17 protein-coding genes and 1 tRNA gene are annotated in these 22,211 nt (G+C 65.7%); 5 read left to right on the top strand and 13 right to left on the bottom strand.

What is annotated here, in order from left to right; translation table 11 throughout:
* Positions 1–301: 301 nt before the first annotated feature.
* On the bottom strand, positions 302–2,317 hold the full coding sequence (locus tag FUT88_RS03675; protein WP_147213862.1) for a CocE/NonD family hydrolase: 2,016 nt from the start codon (positions 2,315–2,317) through the stop codon (positions 302–304).
* A gap of 531 nt (positions 2,318–2,848) precedes the next feature.
* On the opposite strand from FUT88_RS03675, the gene FUT88_RS03670 reads away from it, so the two are divergent.
* Positions 2,849–3,130, top strand: a complete 282-nt coding sequence (locus tag FUT88_RS03670) for a hypothetical protein (protein ID WP_147213861.1) — start codon at positions 2,849–2,851, stop codon at positions 3,128–3,130.
* Positions 3,131–3,274: 144 nt separating this feature from the next.
* Here FUT88_RS03670 and FUT88_RS03665 read toward each other — a convergent pair.
* Positions 3,275–3,365 (bottom strand) — tRNA-Ser (locus tag FUT88_RS03665).
* Positions 3,366–3,545: 180 nt separating this feature from the next.
* Here FUT88_RS03665 and FUT88_RS03660 point away from each other — a divergent pair.
* Both FUT88_RS03660 and FUT88_RS03655 read left to right on the top strand, forming a co-directional pair.
* Positions 3,546–4,013 carry a (2Fe-2S)-binding protein gene (locus FUT88_RS03660; protein ID WP_147213860.1) on the top strand — a complete coding sequence of 156 codons (468 nt, stop codon included), beginning with the start codon at positions 3,546–3,548 and terminating at the stop codon, positions 4,011–4,013.
* Complete coding sequence (locus tag FUT88_RS03655) at positions 4,010–6,307, top strand: xanthine dehydrogenase family protein molybdopterin-binding subunit (protein ID WP_147213859.1); 2,298 nt, start codon at positions 4,010–4,012, stop codon at positions 6,305–6,307. Before FUT88_RS03660 ends, FUT88_RS03655 begins: the two co-directional genes overlap by 4 nt.
* 24 nt (positions 6,308–6,331) lie before the next feature.
* On the opposite strand, the gene FUT88_RS27065 is transcribed toward FUT88_RS03655, so the two are convergent.
* Positions 6,332–9,334, bottom strand: coding sequence for an ATP-binding protein (locus tag FUT88_RS27065; protein WP_186829230.1), 3,003 nt, complete (start codon positions 9,332–9,334; stop codon positions 6,332–6,334).
* A 75-nt stretch (positions 9,335–9,409) separates the two neighbouring features.
* On the bottom strand, positions 9,410–9,667 hold the full coding sequence (locus FUT88_RS03645) for a DUF4242 domain-containing protein (protein ID WP_147213857.1): 258 nt from the start codon (positions 9,665–9,667) through the stop codon (positions 9,410–9,412).
* 252 nt (positions 9,668–9,919) lie between these two features.
* Here FUT88_RS03645 and FUT88_RS03640 point away from each other — a divergent pair, with 252 nt between their 5' ends.
* Together FUT88_RS03640 and FUT88_RS03635 are read left to right on the top strand one after the other, a co-directional pair.
* Positions 9,920–11,296, top strand: a complete 1,377-nt coding sequence (locus FUT88_RS03640) for an FAD-binding oxidoreductase (protein WP_147213856.1) — start codon at positions 9,920–9,922, stop codon at positions 11,294–11,296.
* Positions 11,297–11,356: 60 nt separating this feature from the next.
* Positions 11,357–11,599: a hypothetical protein gene (locus FUT88_RS03635; RefSeq protein ID WP_147213855.1), complete on the top strand. Its 243-nt coding sequence runs from the start codon at positions 11,357–11,359 to the stop codon at positions 11,597–11,599.
* 68 nt (positions 11,600–11,667) lie between these two features.
* Here FUT88_RS03635 and FUT88_RS03630 read toward each other — a convergent pair whose 3' ends face one another.
* The 9 genes from FUT88_RS03630 to FUT88_RS03590 are packed head-to-tail and all read right to left on the bottom strand — an operon-like array spanning position 11,668 to position 22,123.
* A complete protein-coding gene (locus FUT88_RS03630; protein ID WP_147213854.1) occupies positions 11,668–12,258 on the bottom strand; it encodes a peroxidase-related enzyme in 591 nt (196 codons plus the stop codon).
* Positions 12,255–14,135 (bottom strand): acyl-CoA thioester hydrolase/BAAT C-terminal domain-containing protein, encoded by a 1,881-nt coding sequence (locus tag FUT88_RS03625; protein ID WP_147213853.1) that lies wholly within the window; start codon positions 14,133–14,135, stop codon positions 12,255–12,257. Before FUT88_RS03625 ends, FUT88_RS03630 begins: the two co-directional genes overlap by 4 nt.
* Before the next feature lie 5 nt (positions 14,136–14,140).
* Positions 14,141–15,709, bottom strand: a complete 1,569-nt coding sequence (locus tag FUT88_RS03620; RefSeq protein ID WP_147213852.1) for an ABC transporter substrate-binding protein — start codon at positions 15,707–15,709, stop codon at positions 14,141–14,143.
* A 38-nt stretch (positions 15,710–15,747) separates the two neighbouring features.
* A complete protein-coding gene (locus FUT88_RS03615; RefSeq protein WP_147213851.1) occupies positions 15,748–16,749 on the bottom strand; it encodes an ABC transporter ATP-binding protein in 1,002 nt (333 codons plus the stop codon).
* Entirely contained in the window at positions 16,746–17,750 is a 1,005-nt protein-coding gene (locus FUT88_RS03610) for an ABC transporter ATP-binding protein (protein WP_147213850.1), read from the bottom strand. Before FUT88_RS03610 ends, FUT88_RS03615 begins: the two co-directional genes overlap by 4 nt.
* Complete coding sequence (locus tag FUT88_RS03605; protein WP_147213849.1) at positions 17,747–18,676, bottom strand: ABC transporter permease; 930 nt, start codon at positions 18,674–18,676, stop codon at positions 17,747–17,749. The genes FUT88_RS03610 and FUT88_RS03605 overlap by 4 nt, the downstream gene beginning before the upstream one ends.
* Positions 18,673–19,656: an ABC transporter permease gene (locus FUT88_RS03600; RefSeq protein WP_102067560.1), complete on the bottom strand. Its 984-nt coding sequence runs from the start codon at positions 19,654–19,656 to the stop codon at positions 18,673–18,675. Before FUT88_RS03600 ends, FUT88_RS03605 begins: the two co-directional genes overlap by 4 nt.
* Positions 19,653–21,152, bottom strand: coding sequence for a flavin-containing monooxygenase (locus tag FUT88_RS03595; RefSeq protein WP_147213848.1), 1,500 nt, complete (start codon positions 21,150–21,152; stop codon positions 19,653–19,655). The genes FUT88_RS03600 and FUT88_RS03595 overlap by 4 nt, the downstream gene beginning before the upstream one ends.
* Positions 21,149–22,123 (bottom strand): LysR family transcriptional regulator, encoded by a 975-nt coding sequence (locus FUT88_RS03590; protein ID WP_147213847.1) that lies wholly within the window; start codon positions 22,121–22,123, stop codon positions 21,149–21,151. Before FUT88_RS03590 ends, FUT88_RS03595 begins: the two co-directional genes overlap by 4 nt.
* Positions 22,124–22,211 lie beyond the last annotated feature (88 nt).

Here is a 22,211-nt window from a genome sequence, read left to right as displayed (position 1 = left end):
TTCCCCTGAGCGTTTTCACTTAATGCAAATTGGGGGGCGCTGTCTTACCCGTGGAACCTTATCTGGCAACGCTTGGGCGACCATCATTTCGAATTGTGTGATGGGTTATGCAGACGAGGCGCCGCCAACGTTTTCGTGCCGTATTTAGGATCCCTGAAGTCAGGTATCGATATTTTCACTACAGTATTTGCAGTGCGTAGTTTTACGTATGCATTCGCCGGCTACACATTTAGGTGGTGCCCGGTGTCTAAAGAAAACGGCCCGCTGAAGCGGGCGTGTGATTGCGAGCAGCGGGGTGTTGCTACAGCGCCGCCGCAGGCACCACCGGCAGGACCACCTTGGACGGATGGGCCGCATCGCTATAGATCGTCAGCACACCGACGAGCGAGTTGAGCAGCGTGGGCAGCGGCGGTACGCCTTGCGGCAGGTTGCTTGCGCCCACGGCCACCCGCAGCTTATGGCCCTTGGCGATAAGCGCACTCGTCGGGAACACCTCGACAGGCACCATCACGGCTTGGCCGGGCATGAGCTGCTGGGCGGAGGCGGGGGTGAACGGATGCCATGGCTGGATCATCAGGCCGTTCATCGTGCGCGAGCGGCTGGCGTCCACCGCGCGCAACGAAGCCGTCTGCAGGCCATCCGTGAGTGGCGTGACGTTGCCTGCGGCGTCCACATCGTCGATACGTACCGAGACGCCGGCGTCCAGCGCGGTGGTCGAGATCCACACATCGGCTTCGATCGGCCCGTTCAGGTAGACATCGGCCGGCATGGGCGGCGTTTCGAACTTCACGTCGGCGGCTTCGGCAAGGGTGTCGTCCGTCTGGCACGGCAGCTGGATGAAGCCTGTCAGACCGGCCGTCCATTGCGACAGGCTGATCGAGCACGCCCCGTTCAGCGGCTGCTGCGCGACCTTGTTCGACGCTTCGTTGGCGGCCGGTGCGGTGGCCGACAGGCTCTTGTCGCCGCGCAGGAAGAGCTGCTGCGCCTGCACCTGCGGATGCGGCCAGTCCGTGGCGGTGGCGTAGTGGCCGAGGCCGGTCACGTACTGCGTGACGTTGGGCAGTGCATCGGCACCCACCTTCATGCCTTTGACGTACTGGTCGAACCATTGCAACTGAATGTGGTTCAGCGGCGGCACGCCATCGACGGGCAAGCCGCTGCCCAACGCCGCCTGCAGATGCGTCCACGGGCCGATCAGCAACTTGGCCGGCGCCTGCGTCTTGATGCTCTCGTATGTGAGCGGCTCGCTGCGCTGGAAAAGATCATGCAGGCCGCCCACCACGAAGGTCGGCACCTTGATCTTGCCGTCGTTCTCCAGCGGCGAACGCGTCGCCCAAAATGCGCCGTCGTACGCGGTGGCTGTGGTGCCGAGCAGCGCTTGCAACATGGTCGGCAACTGGAACGTCGTAACCGCAGACACGAGATGCTGCAGCACGGCCGGCAGACCGATCGTCGGGTCTGTCACCAGCGTGGGATCGGTCAGGCTCAGCACCGACACCAGCCCGAACCACGCCGGGATGAAGGTCAGATTGGTCTGCCCGCCCGTAAAGACGATGTCGCGGTAGCCGTCGCCGATCGGCACGATGGGGAAGGCCGCCTTGACCGCCGGATGGTTCTGCGCCGCGGTGATGACCGTCGTGATGCCGAGGTACGACACGCCGTACAGGCCGATGGCGCCGTTGCTCCACGATTGCTGCGTCACCCAGTCGACCACGTGGCCGTAGTCGCTTTGCTCATCGGCGCCAAAGGCGTCCCATGTGCCTTGCGACTGGCCGGTGCCGCGCACATCCACCACCACCGTCGCGTAGCCGTGCTGGACGATGTACGGATCCGCCGCGCCCAGCGCTGCGCCAATCGATGCTTCGTATTGCGCGTTGCCGCCGTTGTACGAGGTCTGCACGAGCACCGTCGGGAAAGTGCCGGTCGCGGCTTTGCCGGATGCGTCGGCGGGCAGCGTCACGTATGCCGCCAGCTTTGTGCCGTCGGGCATCGTGATGTACTGCATGGCTTGCTTCGCAACGCCTGCGTAGAGCGCGGGCGGGTTGTAGTCGGCCCACTTCGCGCCGGCGTTGCTGGTGATGGACGTTCCAGGTTGCGCCGGCGTGGCGCGCGTGCCAAGCGTGGTCCAGTTGGCAGCGGCAGGCTGTACCGGCTGCGTGGGCTGTATTGGTTGCGTGGTGGTGTTTGAATCGGCGGGTGTGCTGTTGGCGACGGTGGAACCGTCACCGCCGCCGCAGCCCGACAGCGAAAGCGCCGCGCACAGCAGCGCAGAGATCAGCATGCGGCCGCGCCGCACACGTGGGTTGCCCATCTGCATGGGGGTCTCCTCTTGAATGCTCTTGTTGTGTTTGTGTGGGGGGATGGCCGGCGCGCCGAGGGTGGCGGCACGCGGCCGATCGCTCCGGGTGGGGAAGCGAAGCAAGCGAAGAGGCCGGCGCAGAAGAGGGGTGGGTGACACGACCGACCGCGCGCCAGCGGGCTTGGGCGCACGGGTAAAGCACCAAGCATGCCTGTCGACATGTCGCACGCGGGTGGCGTTGTACGGCGGCGTGGCGCCTGTGCTGGGGCCTGGAACCCCACCCGCGTTACGTAACGTTCCGCGTAACGAGTGGCACGATGCAGCCGTTCTCGGATGAGGATTTTGCACCCCACCAACGTAGGGATGCTGTCCGCCAACCCGCGTCAACAGGGCGTTTCAAACAGATCAAAACGACAACGCATGCATGCAAAAAGCGCCCGTTGAGCCGCTCATGGACGTTGGCATGGACGTTGCATATTCAGGCTGCACGCCCGGCACAGGGCGCCACACGAAGAGCGCAACAACAGCACAGACAGCAAGGGGGCCATCATGAATCGCACCATTCAAGACGTCGAAATTGCCGCTGCCATCGACTCGGACCTGCTCCGCCGCCGCGAGCAGTTTGCCGGTCAGCCCGCCGCTTGGCGGGTGTGGTCCGAGGCCGCGCACGTTGCCACACTGAATGAACGCGCACGTAACGCCTTCATCGAGCACGTGGCCAATAGCCGCGGCGCCGATATCGCCCTGCGGCTGCTGCTGAAAGCGCAGTCGATTCGCGATCAGATTACGCAGACGCTGCTGACCAGCGAGACGCGCGCCACGCTGCATTGAGTTACGCGAGGGGATGCCGACCGCGCAGACGTGTCGGCGGCGGTGGGATGCAAAAGGCCTTGTCGGGAGACTGGGCCTTTTGCTTTTGGGCGATGGAAGGTGCCGCAGAAATGAAAATGCCCGCTTGCGCGGGCATTTGTGTTCTGGCGGAGAGAGGGGGATTCGAACCCCCGATAGGCTATTAACCTATACACGCTTTCCAGGCGTGCGACTTAAACCACTCATCCATCTCTCCGGAAGCCGGCGATTGTAGCACACCGGGCGAGCTAGCCAACCCCTGCAGCCTTGGTCTGGACGAGGTTGTCGGTTCGCAGGCGCAGCAAGCAACCGAGGCCGACCACTATTGCTGACCTCAGCCGTTTGACCGTACGCTTTGCCAGCAAAAAAATCACAAGGACAAGGAGACCACCGCCCCATGGATCTGGACGTCAACCACAAGCCGGTCAGCGTTGATTGCGACCCGGCCACGCCCCTGCTGTGGGTGCTGCGTGATCACCTGAACCTGACCGGCACGAAGTTCGGCTGTGGCGTTGCGGCGTGCGGCGCATGCACCGTACACGTGGACGGCGCGGCCGTGCGGTCGTGCGTGCTGCCGGTGGCGGCTGTGGCCGGCAAGCACATCACCACCATCGAGGGCCTGGCCGGCGGCGAGGGCAAACGCCACGCGCTGCAGCAGGCCTGGGTGGACGAGCAGGTGCCCCAGTGCGGCTACTGCCAATCCGGCATGCTGATGGCCGCAGCCGACTTGCTCGCCCAACACCCCGATCCGACTGATGCCGACATCGACGCGGCCATGACCAACATCTGCCGCTGCGGCACGTATCCGCGCATGCGCGCCGCCATCAAGCGCGCTGCCAAGGCGTTGCGGGAGGCGCGCGCATGAACGCGAAGGCAACGAAACCGCGCAGCGGACGCCGCCGTTTCCTGCTGGGTGCGCTTGGCATTGGCGGCGCACTGGTCGTCGGTTGGGGCGTGATGCCACCGCGCAGCCGCGTGGGCGACGCGAACATCTTCCCCGAGCACAACGGCGAGATTGCGCTGAACGGCTGGATCAAGATCACGCCCGAAGGCAACGTCGTGCTGGCCATGCCGCGTGTGGAGATGGGCCAAGGCATCCACACCGCGCTGTCGATGCTGGCGGCCGAAGAGCTGGACATTCCGCTCTCGCGCGTGAGCATCGAAAGCGCGCCGGTGGAGCGCATCTACGGCAACGTCGTGGCCATGGGCGACAGCTCGCTGCCGCTGCATCCCGACAGCGCTGAAAAGTCCTGGGCCCGCGCACTGCACTGGATCATGGCCAAGAGCGCGCGCGAGATCGGTCTCATCATTACCGGTGGCAGCAGCAGCACCGCCGACGGCTGGCAGCCCGTGCGCGAGGCCGCCGCCACGGCGCGTGCAGCGCTGGTGGAAGCGGCAGCGCGCGCATGGAACGTGTCGGCTGCCGAAGTCAGCATCCGCGAGGGGCAACTCATCGGCCCCGGCGGCAAGCAGTCCACGTTTGGCGAGATGGCCAAGTCGGCGCGTGGTATTTCTGCGCCGTCCAGCGTGACGCTCAAGCCGGCCTCGCAATTCCAGTTGATCGGCAAGCCGGCGCCGCGCAACGACCTGGCTGCGAAGACGGATGGCAGCGCGCGCTTCTCCATCGACACGCGCCTGCGGGGCATGCTGTACGCCGCCGTGGTGATGTGCCCGGTGTTTGGCGGCAAGCTCAAGACGTTCGAATCGAAGGCCGCGCTTGGCATGCCGGGCGTGCGTTACGTGCTGCCGTTCGAGGGCACAGCCGGTGGCGCGCCGGGCGTTGCGGTGGTGGCAGATCATTACTGGCAGGCGCGTCAAGCGCTGGCAACGCTGGAACCCGTGTGGGACAACGGCCCGCATGCCAAGCTCGATTCCGCAGGCATCCGGCAGCAGCTTGTCAGCGCACTCGACAGCGACAAGGGCGGCTTCACGTACCGATCGATGGGCGATGGCCTGAAAGCCTTCGACAAGGCCGATGGCGCCACCATCGTCGAGGCCGAATACAGCGCGCCCTATCTCGCGCACGCGACGATGGAGCCGATCAACTGCACCGCGCAGGTCACGGCAGACGGCGTGCATCTCTGGGCCCCCACGCAGGTCGCTACGCTGGCGCAGCTGGTGGCGGCGCGCGCGGCGGGTGTGAGTGGCGACAAGGTGCAGATTGACATCCCCCTCATCGGCGGCGGGTTCGGAAGGCGGCTGGAATCGGACTTCATCGGCCAAGCCGTGACCATCGCCACCAAGACCGAAGGCAAGCCCGTGCAGGTGATCTGGTCGCGGGAGGAAGACGTCCGCCACGACTTCTATCGCCCGCACGCCATCGCCCGGCTCAAGGCGCGTGTCGACAACGGCAAGGTCACGGCGATTGCGTCGCGCAGCGCCGGCCAATCGATTCTCGCGGGCGAGCTGGATCGACTGTTTGGTGCGCCATCAGCGGGCATCGATCGCTACACCGCCGAAGGCCTGTTCGACCTGCCGTACGAAATCGAGCACGAGCACATCGCGCATCTGGCGGTCGATCTGCCGGTTCCCGTGGGCTTCTGGCGCAGTGTGGGGCATTCGTACAACGGGTTCTTCATGGAGGGCTTTCTCAACGAGGTGGCGGCCGCGGCCAAGCTTGACCCGCTGGCGATGCGGCGTGACTTGCTGAAAGACCATCCGCGTGAATTGAAGGTGTTGGACACGGCAGCGCAGGCAGCCGGTTGGGGGCAGGCGCTGGCGCCAGCCGCTGACGGCGCACCGCGTGCACGCGGCATTGCGCTGCACCCGAGCTTCGGCTCCGTGGTTGCGCAGGTGGTGGAGGTCTCGATGAAGGACGGCAGGCCGCGCGTGCATCGCGTTGTCTGCGCGGTCGATTGCGGCACGGTGGTCAACCCGGGCATCGTTGCGCAGCAGATGGAAAGCGCGGTCATCTTTGGCCTGACGGCGGCACTGTACGGCCGGATCGACATCAAGGACGGCCAGGTCGTGCAGTCGAACTTTCCCGACTACCCGGCGCTCAAGATGGCAGAGACACCCGTCATCGAAACGCATATCGTGCCGAGCACCGCGGAGCCCAGCGGTATGGGCGAGGTGGGCGTGCCGCCTATCGCGCCGGCGGTGGCCCATGCCGTGGCGCAGTTGACGGGAAAGCCGGTGCGGCAGTTGCCCATCGTCTGAAGGTCCGCGGCAGCGGCGTCGAACTCACAGGAGCGCATGGCGGATGGCAAACGCAGCCGCCTCCGCCCGATTGGCGCTGTGCGTCTTGCTCAGGATGCTGCTGACATGGTTTGCCACTGTGTTGGGGCTGACGAACAATTCACGGGCAATCTGGCGGTTACCCTTGCCTTGCGCGATCAGGCGGAGCACCTGGGCCTCGCGTCGGCTCAACCCGGCGGGGTAGTGCTCCACCGTAGCCGCCTTGACCAACGCCCTGGCGGTCTCGATGCGCGCCAGCAAGCTGACCATCCCCAGCATTGCCGCCTCGTCTTTTGCGGCGCTCAACAAGGCATCTGCACGATCGAGATCGCCCGCCTCGCCACGACGCAGGAGCATCTGCGCAAAGTCTAGCCGCGTGCGAGCGAGGGCAGGCCTTGCGCCTTGGCGTTCGTTCATCGCCAGGGCGGCCTGAAAGTGTTGCTGCGCTTGTGACCAGTTGCCCATCGTTGTGGCCAATGCGCCCAGGATCGCGTCGGCTGCGCCGAACGAGGCGATTGCGGTGCCGAACACCAGGTTGCGCCCGCTGAACGGGACAAGCAGTCGATACAGCGCCGCCGCCCTGGCGGCATCGCCAAGCGCATGACACACGATGGCCAGATACGTGAGATTGGCTACCCAGACACCATCGCGCGCGATCGTGAGGAAGTCGGCGTTGGCGAGCGTGTCAAACGTCTTGCGCGCCGCCTCCAGTTGCCCGAGCTCTGCGCGCATCAAGGCGATGCCCGGCTGCCAGATGGCCATCGCGCTGGTGTGCTCAACGAACTGCTCGACCAGAGGTGCCACCTCGAGCAACCGGCCCTGTTCGCGGCGCAGCATGAACATCTGGACGCCGTAGACCCCGGCGGCATCCATGCCGGGCATGCGCCGCGCGATCTCGTAAGCGTTGGGTATGAGGCGCTCTGCATCGGCAAAGCGCCCTTCGAACAGTGCATGCATGGCGCGCGACATGCTGGCCGTGTAATGGATGAAAGGTTGGCGCAGCGTCTCCCCACTGCGCTCGTATTCCTCTAGGTTGGCTCGCCAGGCTGCCATGTCGCCGAGTTCAAAGTCATCGAAGAAGCGCCACGCACGTGTTGCACACATGAGCGTGCGGTCGCCGGCTTGCCGGGCCAGCTTGTAGGCTTCATCCGAGGCCGCGATGCGCTGGGCAATGTGCTCCTGCTGCCAGCGCAGCGACACGGTCGCAACAAGGGTGTCGGCCAGAGTTGCGGGGTCTCCCGCGCGGCGTGCCACTGCGATGGCCTGCTCGTGTACCCGGCTTGCTTGTGCCTCCTCGCCGCTGAAAATGAGGGCGCGCGCCAGGGCGCTCAGCAGGCGGGCGCTCATCACCGGCTCGTCGCTGCCCTGGGCTGCGAGAGCCTCGCGCAGGAGTTCGGCCGCGGGGCCCCCGGGCAGTCCTGGCGCCCAACTCGCTGTTTCGAAACCAAGTGCGGCGTAAGCGAGTTCCCTTGCATTGCCGTACTCCGCGCTCAGGCGAGCCGCTTCCTTGAACGTCTGCATGGCCTGGAGCCAATCACCGGCATGGCTGTGTGCGGTGCCTAGCGCATTGAGCAGGCTGCAGCGTGTCTCGCGCGCCAGGCCGCTGCCCGCGTCCATGGCCTGCAGTGCCATGTGGCAGTAGCGCGCCGATTCTTCGTGCGCGAGCAGGCGGTCGGCCCGCCGCGCCGCACGTTGCGCGTAATCCACCGCGAGTGCGGCGTCGCCTCCGGGCAGGGCGGCCCAGTGGTGATAGGCCAGCGCAGGCAGATGCGGCTCGAGGTCGTCGCCGTGAATCATCTCGATCGCACGCGCGAGCTTCAGATGGAGGCGGCTGCGCCGAGGGATGGGGATCTCGTCGTAGAGCGTCTCGCGGAACAAGGCATGGGCAAAGTGATAGTGGCCCGGGTCGCGCAAGGCCTCGACCACACGAGCCTGCAGCGCTTCGTCGAGGGCTGCGCCGCAGATCTCTTCGTCGACTTCGTCGGCCAGCGCAGTCAGCAGACGGAATTCAAATGCGCGGCCGATAACCGCCGCGGCGGTCAGCACCTTGTTCGCATTGGCGGACAAGCGATTCAAGCGCCGTCCGATCACTTCCTTGATGCCCTCCGGAATGCGTAGTACGTCCCCCGGGCTGGCGGACGATTTTTCCTGTACCAGCAGGCGGGTCATTTCGCCCACGAACAAGGGGTTCCCTTCCGTTTGCGCATGGACCGCATCGACCAGCGCGGGGGCGACGGTCGTATCGGCAGCCAGTTCCATCATGTGCGCGGTTTCCGCGTGCGTCAGCCCGCTCAGGCGCAACCGCTCGAAGCATGGTTGGCGCGCCAGTTCGCCCAGTGTGGCCGACAGCGGGTGCTGTCTCGATAGCTCGACATCACGGTACGTCACCAGGAGCAGAATGCGATTGCTGCACAGGTCAGGCGCAAGAAATTCCAGCAGGCGCAGGGACGACGCGTCGGCCCAGTGCAGGTTGTCGAGGATGAGCAGCAACGGATGTTGTTGCGCCGCGCGCTGCCAGAAGGTGTTGACGGCGTCGAACAGCCGGAAGCGCGCCTGCGCGACTTCGGTACTTGGCGTGGCAACTGCGCGATCACGCACCGGATCGGGCAACCGGTCTGCAAGGTCGGGAACGATTTCGGCGAGCGGCGCGACCCCGCAGGCCAATGCGTGGTGGATGCTGTCTTCGTCGTGTGAGGCAATCCAGCTACGCACCAGTTGTTGCCAGGGCCAGTAGGGCGGTGCGCCGGGCTCCTCATTGCAGCGGCCCCACAGCGTTTGCATGCCGTGTTGCTCTGCCTGTTGGGCAACGATTTCGGCGGTACGCGTCTTGCCGATGCCAGGTTCCCCAGCCAACGCCGCAATGCCGCCCCTGCCGTCTTGCGCTCGCGTCAGCAGGCGGCGCAGTACCTCGAGTTCACGCTCGCGGCCAACGAAGCGTGCCGTCGCGAGCGCGCTGTCACTGTTGCAGGTGCTGCCACCTGACGCGGCGGATTCCGCCTGCAGCGGCATGCCGCAACCGTCGCAAAACCGTGCGTCGGGCCGGCACAATCGGTGGCAGCAAGCGCAATGCATGGTTGCCGGGCGTCACACGAAGCTCTCCGGACGCACTTGACTCACCTCGATCACGACGTCAGCCGGCAGGCTTGCGAGGTGAGCTGCCTCTCGGATGGCATCCGCGCTTGGGGCTTCGTATAGGCAATAGGTTTTCTTGCGGTCCGCCGAGAGAAAAGAGAAGACCCAGTTCACACCGACATCTGCATTGATGTGCTGGATGTTCGCAACGCTAGCGGCGCCGATCTCCAATGCTTCCGCAAACTGGCGTTCGATGAGAAACAGCGGCATTTGTCTTCCCTCCTGATGCGTCGACGGGCCACGCCGCCCTTGCGTTTTATTGAAGGCCGAAGAGGGAGCAAAACAAATAGTCAGTATTGACTATCCCGGGGCGGGCCGAGCGGCATACAAAAATGATCAAGGCAGCGGATGGAACGGACGATGTCCCGCTTCTAGACTTCCATCACGCTTTCCGGCGCCCGATTTTTTCCGCTCTGCAGATACAGCCAGATCGGTTCGGCCATGCTTGCCCAGGAGATCACCATGCTCGAAGACACCACGGTCCAGACGTTCCGTGCGCAGTTGCGGGGTGCGCTCGTCGAACCGGGCGCTCCGCACTACGACGCGGCACGCCGCGTCTACAACGCGATGATCGACAAGCGGCCGCGCCTCATCGCGCAGTGCTCGGACGTGGCCGACGTGATTGCGTCAGTCAACTTCGCGCGCAATAACGGCTTGCTGCTGGCCGTGCGTGGTGGCGCTCACAATGGCGGCGGTCTGGGGGTGTGTGACGACGGTTTGGTGATCGATCTGGCCCGTTTGCGCGGCATTCGTGTCGATCCTGTTGCCCACACGGTGCGTGCCGAAGGCGGTTGCACGTGGGGAGACGTCGATCATGCGACGCACGCATTCGGCCTCGCAACGCCGGCCGGCATTATCAGCACCACCGGGGTTGGCGGGCTGACCCTGGGCGGAGGGATTGGTCATCTGGCACGGCGCTTTGGCCTGACGATCGACAATCTGCTGTCGGTCGATATCGTGCTTGCCGACGGCAGCTTCGTTACCGCCAATGCGCATGCCAACGAGGATCTGTTTTGGGCCGTGCGCGGTGGCGGTGGCAACTTCGGTGTCGTCACCTCATTCGAGTTCCGCCTGCATGCGGTGAGCAACGTGGTCGCGGGCCCCACGCTTTGGCCGCTCGATCAAGCCGCCGACGTTCTGCGCTGGTACCGCGACTTCCTGCCGAAGGCGCCGCCCGAACTCAACGGCTTCTTCGCTTTTCTCACAGTGCCGCCAGCACCACCGTTCCCGCCCGCGTTGCATCTGCAGAAGATGTGCGGCGTTGTGTGGTGCTACACGGGCGACCCCGCAACGGCGGAAGCGGCATTCGCGCCAGTTCGAGCGCAACAGCCTGCGCTGTACGGTATCGGGACCATGCCTTATCCGATGTTGCAGACCGCCTTTGACGCGCTATATCCGCCTGGCCTGCAGTGGTATTGGCGCGCCGACTTCGTCAACGACCTCCCGGAAGAGGCCATCGCACTGCATGTGCAACATGGTTCGCAACTGCCGACCATGCATTCCACGATGCACCTGTATCCCATCGACGCTGCCGTGCATCGCATGGGGCGCAAGGAAACGCCGTTCGCCTACCGCGATTCGAAATGGGCGGCCGTCATCGTGGGCGTTGACCCCGACCCCGACCAGCGCGAGCGCATCACGAATTGGTGCAAAGGGTACTGGGACGCACTGCATCCCTATTCGGCGGGCGGGGCCTATGTGAATTTCATGATGGACGAGGGGCAGGAGCGGGTGCAGGCCACCTACCGCGATAACTACGCCAGGTTGGCAGCGATCAAGGCCAGATACGATCCGGGCAACCTGTTCCGCGTCAACCAGAACGTGAGACCCGCGTCGTGAGCATGCGCATGTTGATCAGTTGGTTGCAGGAACCTCATCCTGCAGAAAAGGAGGTGTGAAATGGACAGGAGACTGTGGATCGTCGTCACGGCAATCGTTGCCGCGTCAGGAGCAACCCTGACGCATGCGAGCGCCACACGAGATGTGTACACGGATGGCAGCGCCGGCATGGAGGCGCGCAATCCTTACACCGATGGCGGATTGGCCACGAGGTTCGACGTCTATGCAGACGGCGCGAGGGCTGGGAAATTCGATTCCTATACCGAAGGCACGCGTGTACCCACGACGGACGGTGCACGCTAGGCTATCTACAAAACAAAAGCCGCAGGTGTGTGCCTGCGGCTTTCTTCTTTGGAGCGATGCCGCCCAGCTCAGGCCGCGTCCGGAAACACCGGCTCGCCCAGATTCAGCATCAGCCGGTTCGCCCACGCAAAGATGGCCACGGCGTGGATCAGGTCGAGAATCTCCGCGTCGGTCAGACCAGCGGCCTTGAGGGGCTGCAAGTCTTCGTCGCGTACGTCGCCCGGGCGCATCGTCAGGTCGATCGAGAACAGCACGATGGCTCGTTCGCGCGCGTTCGTGCCGGCGATGTGCGGGTCTTCAAAGACCTGCTTGATCACGTCGGTGCGCTTGGCAAGCTGTTCGAAGCGCTGCGCGTGGACAGACGCGCAATACACGCAGCCGTTGACGCGCGACACCACCGCGCTGGCGAGTTCGCGTTCCGCACGCGACAGGCCGCCCGGCGCATACATGATCGCGTTGAACGCCGCCGACCGCTGACGCAGGATCTCGGGCTGGTGAACGAGAAACCGGTAATAGTCAGACGTTTTCGCCCTCGGATGGCTTTCTTCCAGCACGGCGATCTGCTCGGGCGTGGCGCGGTCGAGGTCGACCACATCCAGCCATGCTCGCCACTCAAGCGATTCGTTGGTGAAGCCGTGGGCGCGAATGATCTCGGTCATGCTGCGGTCTCCGTGGAGGCGGTGGCGCTGCCGTTGCCGGCAGCTTCGCGAAGCGCGCGCAAGCCGGCGACGAGCCGCGTCTGATACGACAGGAAAGCGATGAGCTGCGCGAGCGTCACGACGTCGGCCGTAGCGAGGCCCGCTGCGGGCAAGCGCAACAGCGCATCGCGGTCGCCCTCGATGGGGCGCTCGACGAGCGTGCGCGTGAAGGTCAGGATGGCGCGCAGGCGGGCGTCGGTCAGCGTGTCGATATCGCCGTGGTCGACGGCTTGCAACGCATCTGCGTCGACCGGCGTATTCGCGAGGCGTGCGCGGTAGTGTTCGGCCAGTTCAGCCGCCGGTGTCAGGCGGCAGGCGTACAGCGCGACGAGCAGGCGTTCGCCCAACGTCAGGTCGGGCAGGCCTGCGTCGAACAGCGCTTCATAGCTGCCCTGCGTGGCCGTAGCGACCTTTTCGCGGGCATGGCGCAGCGCATGCGTGGCGCTGCCGTCGTCCAGGCCGGCAACCTGGTCGACCACATCTTGTGCGGGCGTGAAATCCATCGATGAAAGGCTCCGGGAATCGGGTACGGACGCGCCGCGCGCGGCCACCGCGCTGGCGAGGAAGCGAAGCACTGCTGCCCATGACTGGGCGTCGGCGCGGGCATTGGCACGCGGCTCGCCGCCGCCGGTGCTGATGCGGCCCGACACCGGGTGCGCATAGACGAGCTGCGTGGTCGGCACGTATGGGAAGACGATGGCGTGACCCGCGCCTTCGTAATCGAAATGTTGGACGGGGTAGGGGTGGCGTACCTCGGCCAGTTTGGTCGTCACCATGCGCGCATAGTCGCTCGAGGGCCACGAGCCGTCGTCGGTGGCGGAGAGCAGCAGCACCGGACCGCGCGCGCGTTCGATGCGGATGCGCGCGCGTGCCACGGCATCGGCATCCTGCAGCGCGGTGCGGATGGCGCGCTCGTGGCGATGCGGCGCGGGGCCTTCGTCGAACGGTGCCCAGGTCGCAGTACGGTTGCCTTCCCACAGATGCGGCAACGGCTGACCGCGATACAGCCACGTCGGGCCTTCGCGGCCGACGGCAGGGTCCGCGGCGTTCTGTCCGCTGTGCACCACGGCGCCCGGCACGTAGCCAATGACGGCAGATACCGCCTCAGGGAATGTCGCGCCGAGCAGCAATGCCAGTTCACCCCCGCGCGACTGGCCGCTCACGGCAACGAAGTCGTGCAGCGGCTCCACGCGTTTGCGCAGCCATGCAAGCGCGCGCTCGAAATATTCCAGCGGCGTATTCGAGATGTAGTCCGACAGCCCCGGCGCCTTGAAGTAGGCCAGCGCAAACGCCGCATAGCCGTGCGAAGCAAACAGCGCCGCGCGCGGCTCGTTGATGCCACCGCCCGAGCCGTTGAGGATAAGCACCGCAGGGCGCGGCCCCGGGTGCGCATACGGATCGGGCAGGTACAGCGTGCCGACCAGACCATCGTCGCGCACATCGTGGCGCGTCACGCCCGGCGCGGCCAGCCGTTGCACGAAGCGCGCGTGGACCGACTCGCCGTTGGCCGTGGCCGTCAGCGTGGTGGTCAACGGCTCTGTGACTGGCTGTGGAAACACCTCGCGTGCCTTGCCGTCTTCCGGGCGCTGGCTCCAGACGATGCCCATCGCGCTGACGCCGGCGTAGTCACCGGAGACGGGCGCGTCGCGCGTCAGGTCCACGGTGCCGTGCGCATCGGCGACGAATGCGGCGCGGCTGTGCCACAGCACGCCATTGCCGCGACGCGTTTGCGCGACGATGCCGACCTGGGCGCCGGGCGCGAGCCCCGTCACGACGATGCCGCGCGGTACGTCGATCAGGTCATCCGCCGGCGCCACGCTGAGCGCGAACGTTCCCATGGCGCTTACTTTCCGTCCTTGGTGACCATTTGCGCCGCGGTGCGATCGCTCGTCATCGGCGTCACCTTCAGGCCTTTCTTGGCGGCCCACACGTTCTGGTAGTGGTACAGCGGCATCACGCCAACATCATCCGAGACCAGCTTGACCGAATGGCGAAGAATCGCCGCGCGCTTTTCCACGTTGAATTCCTCGGTGGAGGCGTTCAGCGCGTTGTCGACAGCCGCGTTGCTGTAGTGGCCCCAGTTGGATGCGCCCAGGCCCTTCTTGGTGTCGACCGTGGCCAGCACGTTGACCAGCGCGTAGCTTGCTTCGCCCGTGCCGTTGCCCCACGCCAGCATGCTCATCGCATATTCATTCTTGTTGGCGCGGCCCGAGTAGACCGACCAGGGCACCACTTCCACGCGCGCCTTCACGCCGATGCGCGTCCAGAACTGCGCCACCGCCTGCGCCGTTTCGGGGCCTTGCGGATAGCGATCGTTCGGCACGTGCATCACGAGGTTGAAGCCCTGCGGAAAGCCTGCGTCGGCCAGCAGCTTCTTGGCCTGCGCCGGGTCGTAAGCGATGTCCTTCACGTCGGGGTTGTAGCCGTACGTGTCCGACGGCATCCACTGGTTGGCGACGGTGGCGGCACCTTGCAAGATGCGGTCGACGATCGCCTTGCGGTCGATGGCCAGTGACAGCGCGCGGCGCACGCGCACATCCAGCAGCGGATTGTTCGGCAGCGGCTTGCCGTCGTTGCCCGTGATGTACTCGTTCGGCCCTTTGCGGAAGCTCGGCTGCAGCAGCATCACGCGCAGGCCGGGGTAGGCAAACACCTTCACATTGGGCGACTGGCGCAGGCGCGCCAGGTCAGACACCGACACCTTGTCGATGACGTCCACCTCGCCCGAGAGCAGGTTGGCCGTACGCGCGGCAGCATTGTTGATGTAGCGGTAATTGACCTTCTCCCAGAGCTGCTTGCCGCCCCAGTAGTTGTCGTTGCGCGCCATCACCACGCGGTCGCCCGGCACATACGAGACGAACTTGTAGGGGCCCGTGCCCACCACGGCGCGGCCGGCGTTGTAGTCCTCGGTGGACGATTTCTCGCCCACATGCTTGCTGACGATGTGCACGGATGCGAGGTTCAGCGGCAGGTCGGGGTTCGGGATGTTCGTCTTGATGATGAGCGTGAGCGGGTCCTTGGCCGTGACCGATTCCACCGTGCGCAGATAGCCCGCGAACGTTGCCACGCTGCCCGGCACGCTGCGCGCGCGCTGGTACGAGAAGATGACGTCATCCGCCGTGAACGGCTGGCCGTCGTGCCATTTCACGTTCGGGCGCAGCTTGAATTCCCACGTCTTCGGATCCAGCGTCTTCCACGACAGCGCCAGGCCGGGCTGCAGCTTGTTCCACTTGTTTTCGACGAGCAGATCCCAGAAATGCACGTCGACGGAGCGGTCACCCGCGTGGTTGTTCAACTGCGGGTCGAGCGACGACAGCGGATCGGCAAAGGCGATGTTCAGCGTTTGCGCGCTCACGGCGCCAGCGGCAGTCAGCAGGGCAACGGCAAGCGATGAAGCAAGGAGGCGTTTCACGGTGATTTCCCTTTTCCCTTTTTGTTGGAATCGTTGGCTTATTGCAGATCGTTCAAATGGCACGCGCTGACGTGGTTGATCGCAATGCCGCGCAGCGTCGGCGTTTCGGTCTTGCAGCGGGGCATGGCGTGCGGACAGCGCGGGTGGAAATGGCAGCCCGTGGGCGGGTGCAGCGGGCTCGGCATCTCGCCTTGAATGGCGGTGAACGTCTTGTGCCGGGCCGACAGACGCGGAATCTCCGCCAGCAAGGTCTGCGTGTAAGGGTGATTCGGGCGGCGGAAGACTTCCTCTGCCGGGGCCGATTCGACTACGCGGCCGAGGTACATGATCACCACCCGGTCCGACAGGTGTTCCACCACGCCCAGGTCGTGGCTGATGAACAGGTAGGTCAGGTTGAGCTGCTCGCGCAGGTCCATGAACAGGTTCAGGATCTGCGCCTGGATCGACACGTCGAGCGCGGCCACCGCCTCGTCGCAGACGAGCATCGACGGCTGCACCGCCAGCGCGCGCGCAATGCCGATGCGCTGCCGCTGGCCGCCGCTGAACTGATGCGGATAGCGGTCGCGCAGGGCGGGGTCCAGGCCGGCGCGCTGCATCTGCGCTGCCACATAATCGGCAAAGTTGGCGCGGTCTGTCAGGCCGTGCACGCGCGCTGCCTCGCCGACGATCTCTTCCACGCGCAGGCGCGGGTTGAGGCTCGCATGCGGGTCCTGGAAGATCATCTGGATCTTCAGGCGGGCCGCGCGGGCTTCCTCTGCGGAGAGTGTGTCGACAGCCTTGCCGTCCACCCGCACCTCGCCGGCCGAGGGCGGCATCAGGCCCGCGGCAATGCGGCCGAGCGTGGATTTGCCGCAGCCCGATTCGCCGACGAGGCCGACGACTTCACCGGGCTGGATCGCGAGGTCGACACCGTCGACCGCACGAACAATCGCAGGCGGATGCGCCAGACCAAAGCGCTGCAGGACGCGATCGGCCACGCCGACCTTGCGATTGCCAAAGCGTTTGCTGACCTGCTTGAGTTCGACGAGCGGTGTGCTCATGCGACCTCCTGCGAGGAAGCGTGCTGTGCGCCCGGATGGAAGCAGCGTACAAGGCGGTCAGGTATGGGCTGCGTGATGTCCGGGCGTACGCCGCAGACCTCGGTGGCACGCGGGCAGCGTGCCGCAAACGCGCAGCCCGCGGGCAGCGACAGCAGGTTCGGTGTCATGCCGGGAATCTGGCGCAGGCGCTGGCCGCGCCGGTTCTCGCTGGGCAGGCTGTCGATCAAGCCCATGGTGTAGGGGTGCAACGGGGCATCGAGCACCGCATCAACCGGGCCGTGTTCGACGATGCGGCCGGCGTACATCACGGCCACCTCGTCGGCCAGCCCGGCTACGACAGACAGGTCATGCGTGATCCAGATCAGCGCCGTGCCGTGCATGCGAGCGAGCTTCTGCACTTCGGACAGAATCTGCGCCTGGATGGTCACGTCCAGCGCCGTGGTCGGTTCGTCGGCAATGATCAGGTCCGGCCGATGCAGCATCGCAATGGCAATCGCCACGCGCTGGCGCATGCCGCCCGAAAGCTGATGCGGATAGGCGCGCAGCCGTTCTTCGGGGCTCGGAATGCCCATCAGGCCGAGCGTGTCGCGCGCGTGGTCCCACGCCTGTTTGTGGCTCATGCTGCTGTGCGCGCGCACGGCTTCGATCATCTGGGCATCGATGCGCAGCACGGGGTTGAGCGTCATCATCGGGTCCTGGAAGACCATGGCGATGCGGTTGCCCTGCAGCTTGCGCAATTCACGCGGGGGCAGCTTGGTGAGGTCGCGGCCCTGATAGAGGATCTCGCCGCCGACGATGCGGCCGGGCGAGTCCACCAGACCCATGATCGAGAAGCCGGTGACGGACTTGCCTGAGCCGGACTCGCCCACCAGCCCGAGGATGCGCCCGCGCGCGAGCGAGAACGACACGTCGTCCACGGCCGGCAGCACGCCTTCGCGCGTGAAGAAGTGCGTGCGGAGGTTGCGGACTTCGAGGGGGGTCGCGTGGGTGGACGCCGTCATCGTTGCGTCCTCGGGTTCAGCACTTCACGCAGGCGGTCGCCCACCAGGTTGATGGCCACCAGCGCCAGCAACAGCGCGATGCCCGGATAGAAACTGATCCAGTACTGGCCAGAGAGCATGTATTGGTATCCGTTGGAAATCAGCAGGCCAAGAGACGGCTCGGTAATCGGCACGCCCAGGCCCAGGAACGACAGCGTTGCCTCCAGCGTGATCGCGCGCGCCACCTGGAGCGTGCCCACGACGATCAGCGGCGGCAGGCAGTTCGGCAGGATGTGCCTGAGCGCAATGCGCCAGCCGGGCAGGGCGAGCGAGCGGGCGGCTTCCACGTATTCGCGCCGACGCTCAACGAGCGCTTGGCCGCGCACCGTGCGCGCGTAATACGCCCACTCCAGCAGCACGAGGGTCAGCACCACATTCGTGATGCTCTTGCCGAGATAGGCGAGGATCATCATCGCCACCAGCACCGACGGGAACGACAGCAGCAGGTCGACCGTGCGCATGATGATGCTGTCGACGCGGCCGCCGGCATACGCGGCAATCAGGCCGAGCAGCGTGCCGATCACCGCCGCCACGGCTGCCGAACCGATCCCCACGCCCAGGCTGATGCGCAGGCCATAGAGGATGCCGGAATACAGATCACGCCCTTGGCCATCGGTGCCGAGCCAGTACGTGAACGTCCCCAAGCCATTCGGCGAGCCCGGCGGCAGGCGCGAGTCCAGCACGTCGAGCTGCATCAGGTCGTATGGATTCTGCGGCGTGATCCACGGCGCGGCCAGCGCGGCGAGCATCAGGATCACGACCACCACGAGCCCAAAGACGGCGGTCTTGGATGCCAGAAAATCGGACACCACGCGGCGCCACGGCGACTGCTTGCGCGGGGCGGCAACCGCCGCTGCGGTGGTGGGTCGCGGAGTTGTATTGATCATGCAGCCTCCGCGCTGTCCGCCGCACGCACGCGTGGGTCCAGCAGCCGATACAGGATGTCGACGATCAGGTTGAGCGACACGAACAGGCACACCACGACGATGAGGTAGGAAACGATGACCGGCCGGTCCAGCGAGTTGATGCTATCGAGGATCAGCTTGCCCGCGCCGGGCCACGCAAAGATGCTTTCCGTCACCACCGCAAAGGCGATGGTCGAGCCCAGCTCCAGGCCCAGCACCGTCACCAGCGGGATCAGCGTGTTGCGCAGCACGTGCGCCAGCACCACGCGCAGCGGCGACAGCCCCTTGGCACGCGCGAACTTCACGAAGTCCTGCGGCAGCACCTCGCGCACGCCCGCAGACGTCAGCCGCAGCACCAGCGAGAGCTTGAACAGCGACAGGTTGACCGCCGGCAGCACGAGGTGCCGCAGGCCATCGACCGTCAGCCACGACCATTCGATGCCGAACAGGCGCGCCGTTTCGCCGCGTCCGCTTGCGGGCAGCCAGCCGAGGCTCACGCTGAACGCCATGATCAGCATCAGGCCCACCCAGAACGTCGGCAATGAGAATCCCACCACGCTGCCCGTCATGAGCAGGCGCGACACCGGATGGCGCGGATACAGTCCCGCGAACAGCCCCAGCGGCACGCCGATCACCACCGCGATGATCAGCGCAGAAAACGCCAGCTCCAGCGTGGCCGGCAGCCGTTGCAGGATCAGCTGGATGGCCGGTTCGTTGTAGACGAAGCTCTTGCCGAGATTGCCGTGCAGCGCGCCGTTCAGGAAGGCGAGGTACTGCTCCCACAGCGGCTTGTCCAGACCCAGCTCGGCAATGATGCGCGCGCGGTCGATCTGATCCACGTCCTGGCCGATCAGGATGTCGACCGGGTTGCCGATGGCGTGCAGGCCGATGAAGACGATCACCGTCATCACCAGCACGACCAGCAGCGCCTGGCCGATGCGGCGGATTAACCAACCTGTCATCGCGCAGCCTCCTGGCTGGAAGTGGTATTCGCTTCAACACCGGGCGGCGGGGCGGGCGTCCATTCATCGCCGAAGATTTCGGGCTCGGCATAGGCCTGGATGGCGGCGTAGTGCGCGTCGATGTCTTCCTGGTACAGCATGCCGGCAATGCCCTGCGCCAGCCGCTTCGCACCTTCGCTGATGGCCGGGATGTCGCCCGAGACGCTGCCGTGCGTGACCGACGCCGGATAGCAGAAGCAATGCACGCGCGACAGGCCGGGCAGCGTGCCGGGCGTTTTCTCGCGAAATTCGAACGCGTGGCCGAGGTCGGGCGAATCGGCCAGTTCTGCGTCTTCCTCGCCGGGGCGCGGTGTGTAGCGGTCGCGCCATTGACGGATGTGCGGCGCCAGTGCGCTGAATTCGGGGCGCGCGGCCCAGTCGGTCCGAAAGCCCGTCGAGAAGATCAGGAAGTCCAACTGGAATACGCCCTTGGTCGTGGCCACGTGCAGCACGCCGTCGTGCTCGTCGACGCCCAGGATGCCGCAACCCAGGTTGAAGCGCGCGTTCGGATGCCGCGACACACGCAGCGTGCTGCCGCGCGGCGGGGGCACCTGCTCGACATTGATGTAATGGCGGATGCGCCATTTCCATGCGTCGGGCAGATGCAGGTGGCCATGCACGAGGCCTGGGCTGCCGGCGCCCTTGCCCTTGTTCACACGCGGCAGGTCGGGGCGGCGGATCAGCATGTCGACGCTGGCGGCACCGGCTTCCAGCGCCGTCGCGGCCGAATCCATCGCGGATGCGCCTGCGCCGATCACGCCCACGCGCTTGCCGGCCAGCGTGCCGTAGTCCATCGCGTCAGACGAATGCGCCCACCAGCGGCGCGGCAGCCGATGCGCGAAGTCGGGCACGGATGGGCCGCCCAGCCCATCACGGCCGGTGGCCAGCACCACGCGGCGCGCAAACACGCGCTGCGTCGGTTGGCCCGGCGCGTCGATCAGCAATTCAACGGCGCCATCCACGCGCGGGTGGATCGCCTTCACGTAATGTTCGTTGCGCACGTCGAGCTGCAGGACGCGGCGGTACCAGCGCAGGTAGTCCATCCATTGCAGGCGCGGGATCTTGTCGAGCACCTCCCACGCATCGGTGCCGAACTGCGCTTCAAACCATGCGCGGAACGTCAACGCCGGCAGGCCCAGCGCAGGGCCGGTCAGTTGCTTTGGCGAGCGCAGCGTTTCCATGCGCGCCGTCGTTGCCCACGGGCCTTCGAAGCCGGCGGGCGAGCGGTCGAATATCACCACGCCGATGCCGAGATGCTTGAGCGATGCCGCCGCCGCCAGGCCCGCCATGCCGCCCCCGATGACGGCCACGTCCAGCACGGGTTGCCCTTCTAACGTGTGTGGCAGCGTCCAGTTTTTCGCGGGGAGTTCGAGCCACGACAGGTCCTGGTGCAAACGGGCTTCCAGCGCTGCGAGCCCGGCTGCTTGCGGCGCGTTGTCTTGTTGTGCAGCGGTCATGCGGACGCGCCTTCGGTTTCGTTGATGGATTCGCCATACAGCACCTGCAGCATGCTGGCATGACGTGCCGGATCGTGCAGCTTGCAGTCCGGCAGCAGACGCTGCGCTGCGTGCGCGAGCGCGTCGGTCAGCGAGGTCACCGCCGCCGAGGGCCGCTTGGCCTCGGGGGTGATCACGCCAAAGAAGAACGGGATGTCGGCGTCGATCGGGCGCACGGTCACGCCGTCGATCGGCACACCGTATGCCGTCACGGGCTCCAGCAACGCGACGCCCAGGCCCGCACGCACGGCGGTCAGTGCATTGAGCGACGCGTTGGTCTCGATGAGGGAGGTGGGCTCTACGCCGGCCTTCGCCAGTGCCTGGTCCAGACGGCGGCGCAATCGATACGGGTTGTGCATCGTGATGATGCGCTGTCCGGCGCAGTCGGCCAATGCGACGCGCCTGCCGGCGGCCAGCGGGTCGTTTGCCCGTACGGCCGCCACGCAGGCAGCTTCGCCGATCCAGTGCACGGTTACGCCGCGATGCTCCAGCGGGAGGCTGCTGATGCCAAGGTCGGCGGCGCCGGTCAGCACGGCGTGCACGACCTGTTCGGGCGACGCGCTGCGAATCTGGATGTGCTGCGCGAGTTCCGGCTCATCGGCCAAGGCAGCGGGCAGCAAACCGGCCGCCAATGCCGACGTGGCCGCCAGGCGCAGCGGGCGTGCCTCGCCGCGCGCGATTTCTTCGGCGCGCGTGCGTATCTGACGTAAGCTGATCAGCGTATGCTCAACGTCCTCGTACAGCAGGAAACCCTGCTCCGTCGGCGAGACGCGCGGCCCCGCGCGTGTGAACAGGGCGTAGCCGATTTCGGCTTCGAGGTCCTGGATGAGCCGGCTGATGGCGGGCTGCGAGCGCCCCAGCAGCTTGCCTGCCGCAGTGACGCTGCCGGTCGACATGACCGCGGCAAATGCTTCGAGTTGTCGGAGTTCCATCCGCCTGTTTGATCCCAGTCATGCATGTTGTTCGTGCATTCTGGTAGAGGCAGCATGCGATTTCCAAATAGTATTTTCTTATGTACTC

Source organism: Ralstonia sp. TCR112, from assembly GCF_007997035.1.
Taxonomy (GTDB): Bacteria; Pseudomonadota; Gammaproteobacteria; order Burkholderiales; family Burkholderiaceae; genus Ralstonia; species Ralstonia edaphi.
Note: the sequence above shows the minus strand (reverse complement) of the source record. Positions and strands in the feature narration are given on the sequence as shown.

Coding starts and splice junctions, on each gene's coding strand:
- FUT88_RS03590 (WP_147213847.1), bottom strand. CDS start 22,123: ATGGAACTCCGACAACTCGAAGCATTTGCCGCGGTCATGTCGACCGGC.
- FUT88_RS03605 (WP_147213849.1), bottom strand. CDS start 18,676: ATGATCAATACAACTCCGCGACCCACCACCGCAGCGGCGGTTGCCGCC.
- FUT88_RS03625 (WP_147213853.1), bottom strand. CDS start 14,135: ATGGGAACGTTCGCGCTCAGCGTGGCGCCGGCGGATGACCTGATCGAC.
- FUT88_RS27065 (WP_186829230.1), bottom strand. CDS start 9,334: ATGCCGCTGCAGGCGGAATCCGCCGCGTCAGGTGGCAGCACCTGCAAC.
- FUT88_RS03610 (WP_147213850.1), bottom strand. CDS start 17,750: ATGACGGCGTCCACCCACGCGACCCCCCTCGAAGTCCGCAACCTCCGC.
- FUT88_RS03675 (WP_147213862.1), bottom strand. CDS start 2,317: ATGCAGATGGGCAACCCACGTGTGCGGCGCGGCCGCATGCTGATCTCT.
- FUT88_RS03660 (WP_147213860.1), top strand. CDS start 3,546: ATGGATCTGGACGTCAACCACAAGCCGGTCAGCGTTGATTGCGACCCG.
- FUT88_RS03600 (WP_102067560.1), bottom strand. CDS start 19,656: ATGACAGGTTGGTTAATCCGCCGCATCGGCCAGGCGCTGCTGGTCGTG.
- FUT88_RS03615 (WP_147213851.1), bottom strand. CDS start 16,749: ATGAGCACACCGCTCGTCGAACTCAAGCAGGTCAGCAAACGCTTTGGC.
- FUT88_RS03595 (WP_147213848.1), bottom strand. CDS start 21,152: ATGACCGCTGCACAACAAGACAACGCGCCGCAAGCAGCCGGGCTCGCA.
- FUT88_RS03670 (WP_147213861.1), top strand. CDS start 2,849: ATGAATCGCACCATTCAAGACGTCGAAATTGCCGCTGCCATCGACTCG.
- FUT88_RS03645 (WP_147213857.1), bottom strand. CDS start 9,667: ATGCCGCTGTTTCTCATCGAACGCCAGTTTGCGGAAGCATTGGAGATC.
- FUT88_RS03640 (WP_147213856.1), top strand. CDS start 9,920: ATGCTCGAAGACACCACGGTCCAGACGTTCCGTGCGCAGTTGCGGGGT.
- FUT88_RS03630 (WP_147213854.1), bottom strand. CDS start 12,258: ATGACCGAGATCATTCGCGCCCACGGCTTCACCAACGAATCGCTTGAG.
- FUT88_RS03655 (WP_147213859.1), top strand. CDS start 4,010: ATGAACGCGAAGGCAACGAAACCGCGCAGCGGACGCCGCCGTTTCCTG.
- FUT88_RS03635 (WP_147213855.1), top strand. CDS start 11,357: ATGGACAGGAGACTGTGGATCGTCGTCACGGCAATCGTTGCCGCGTCA.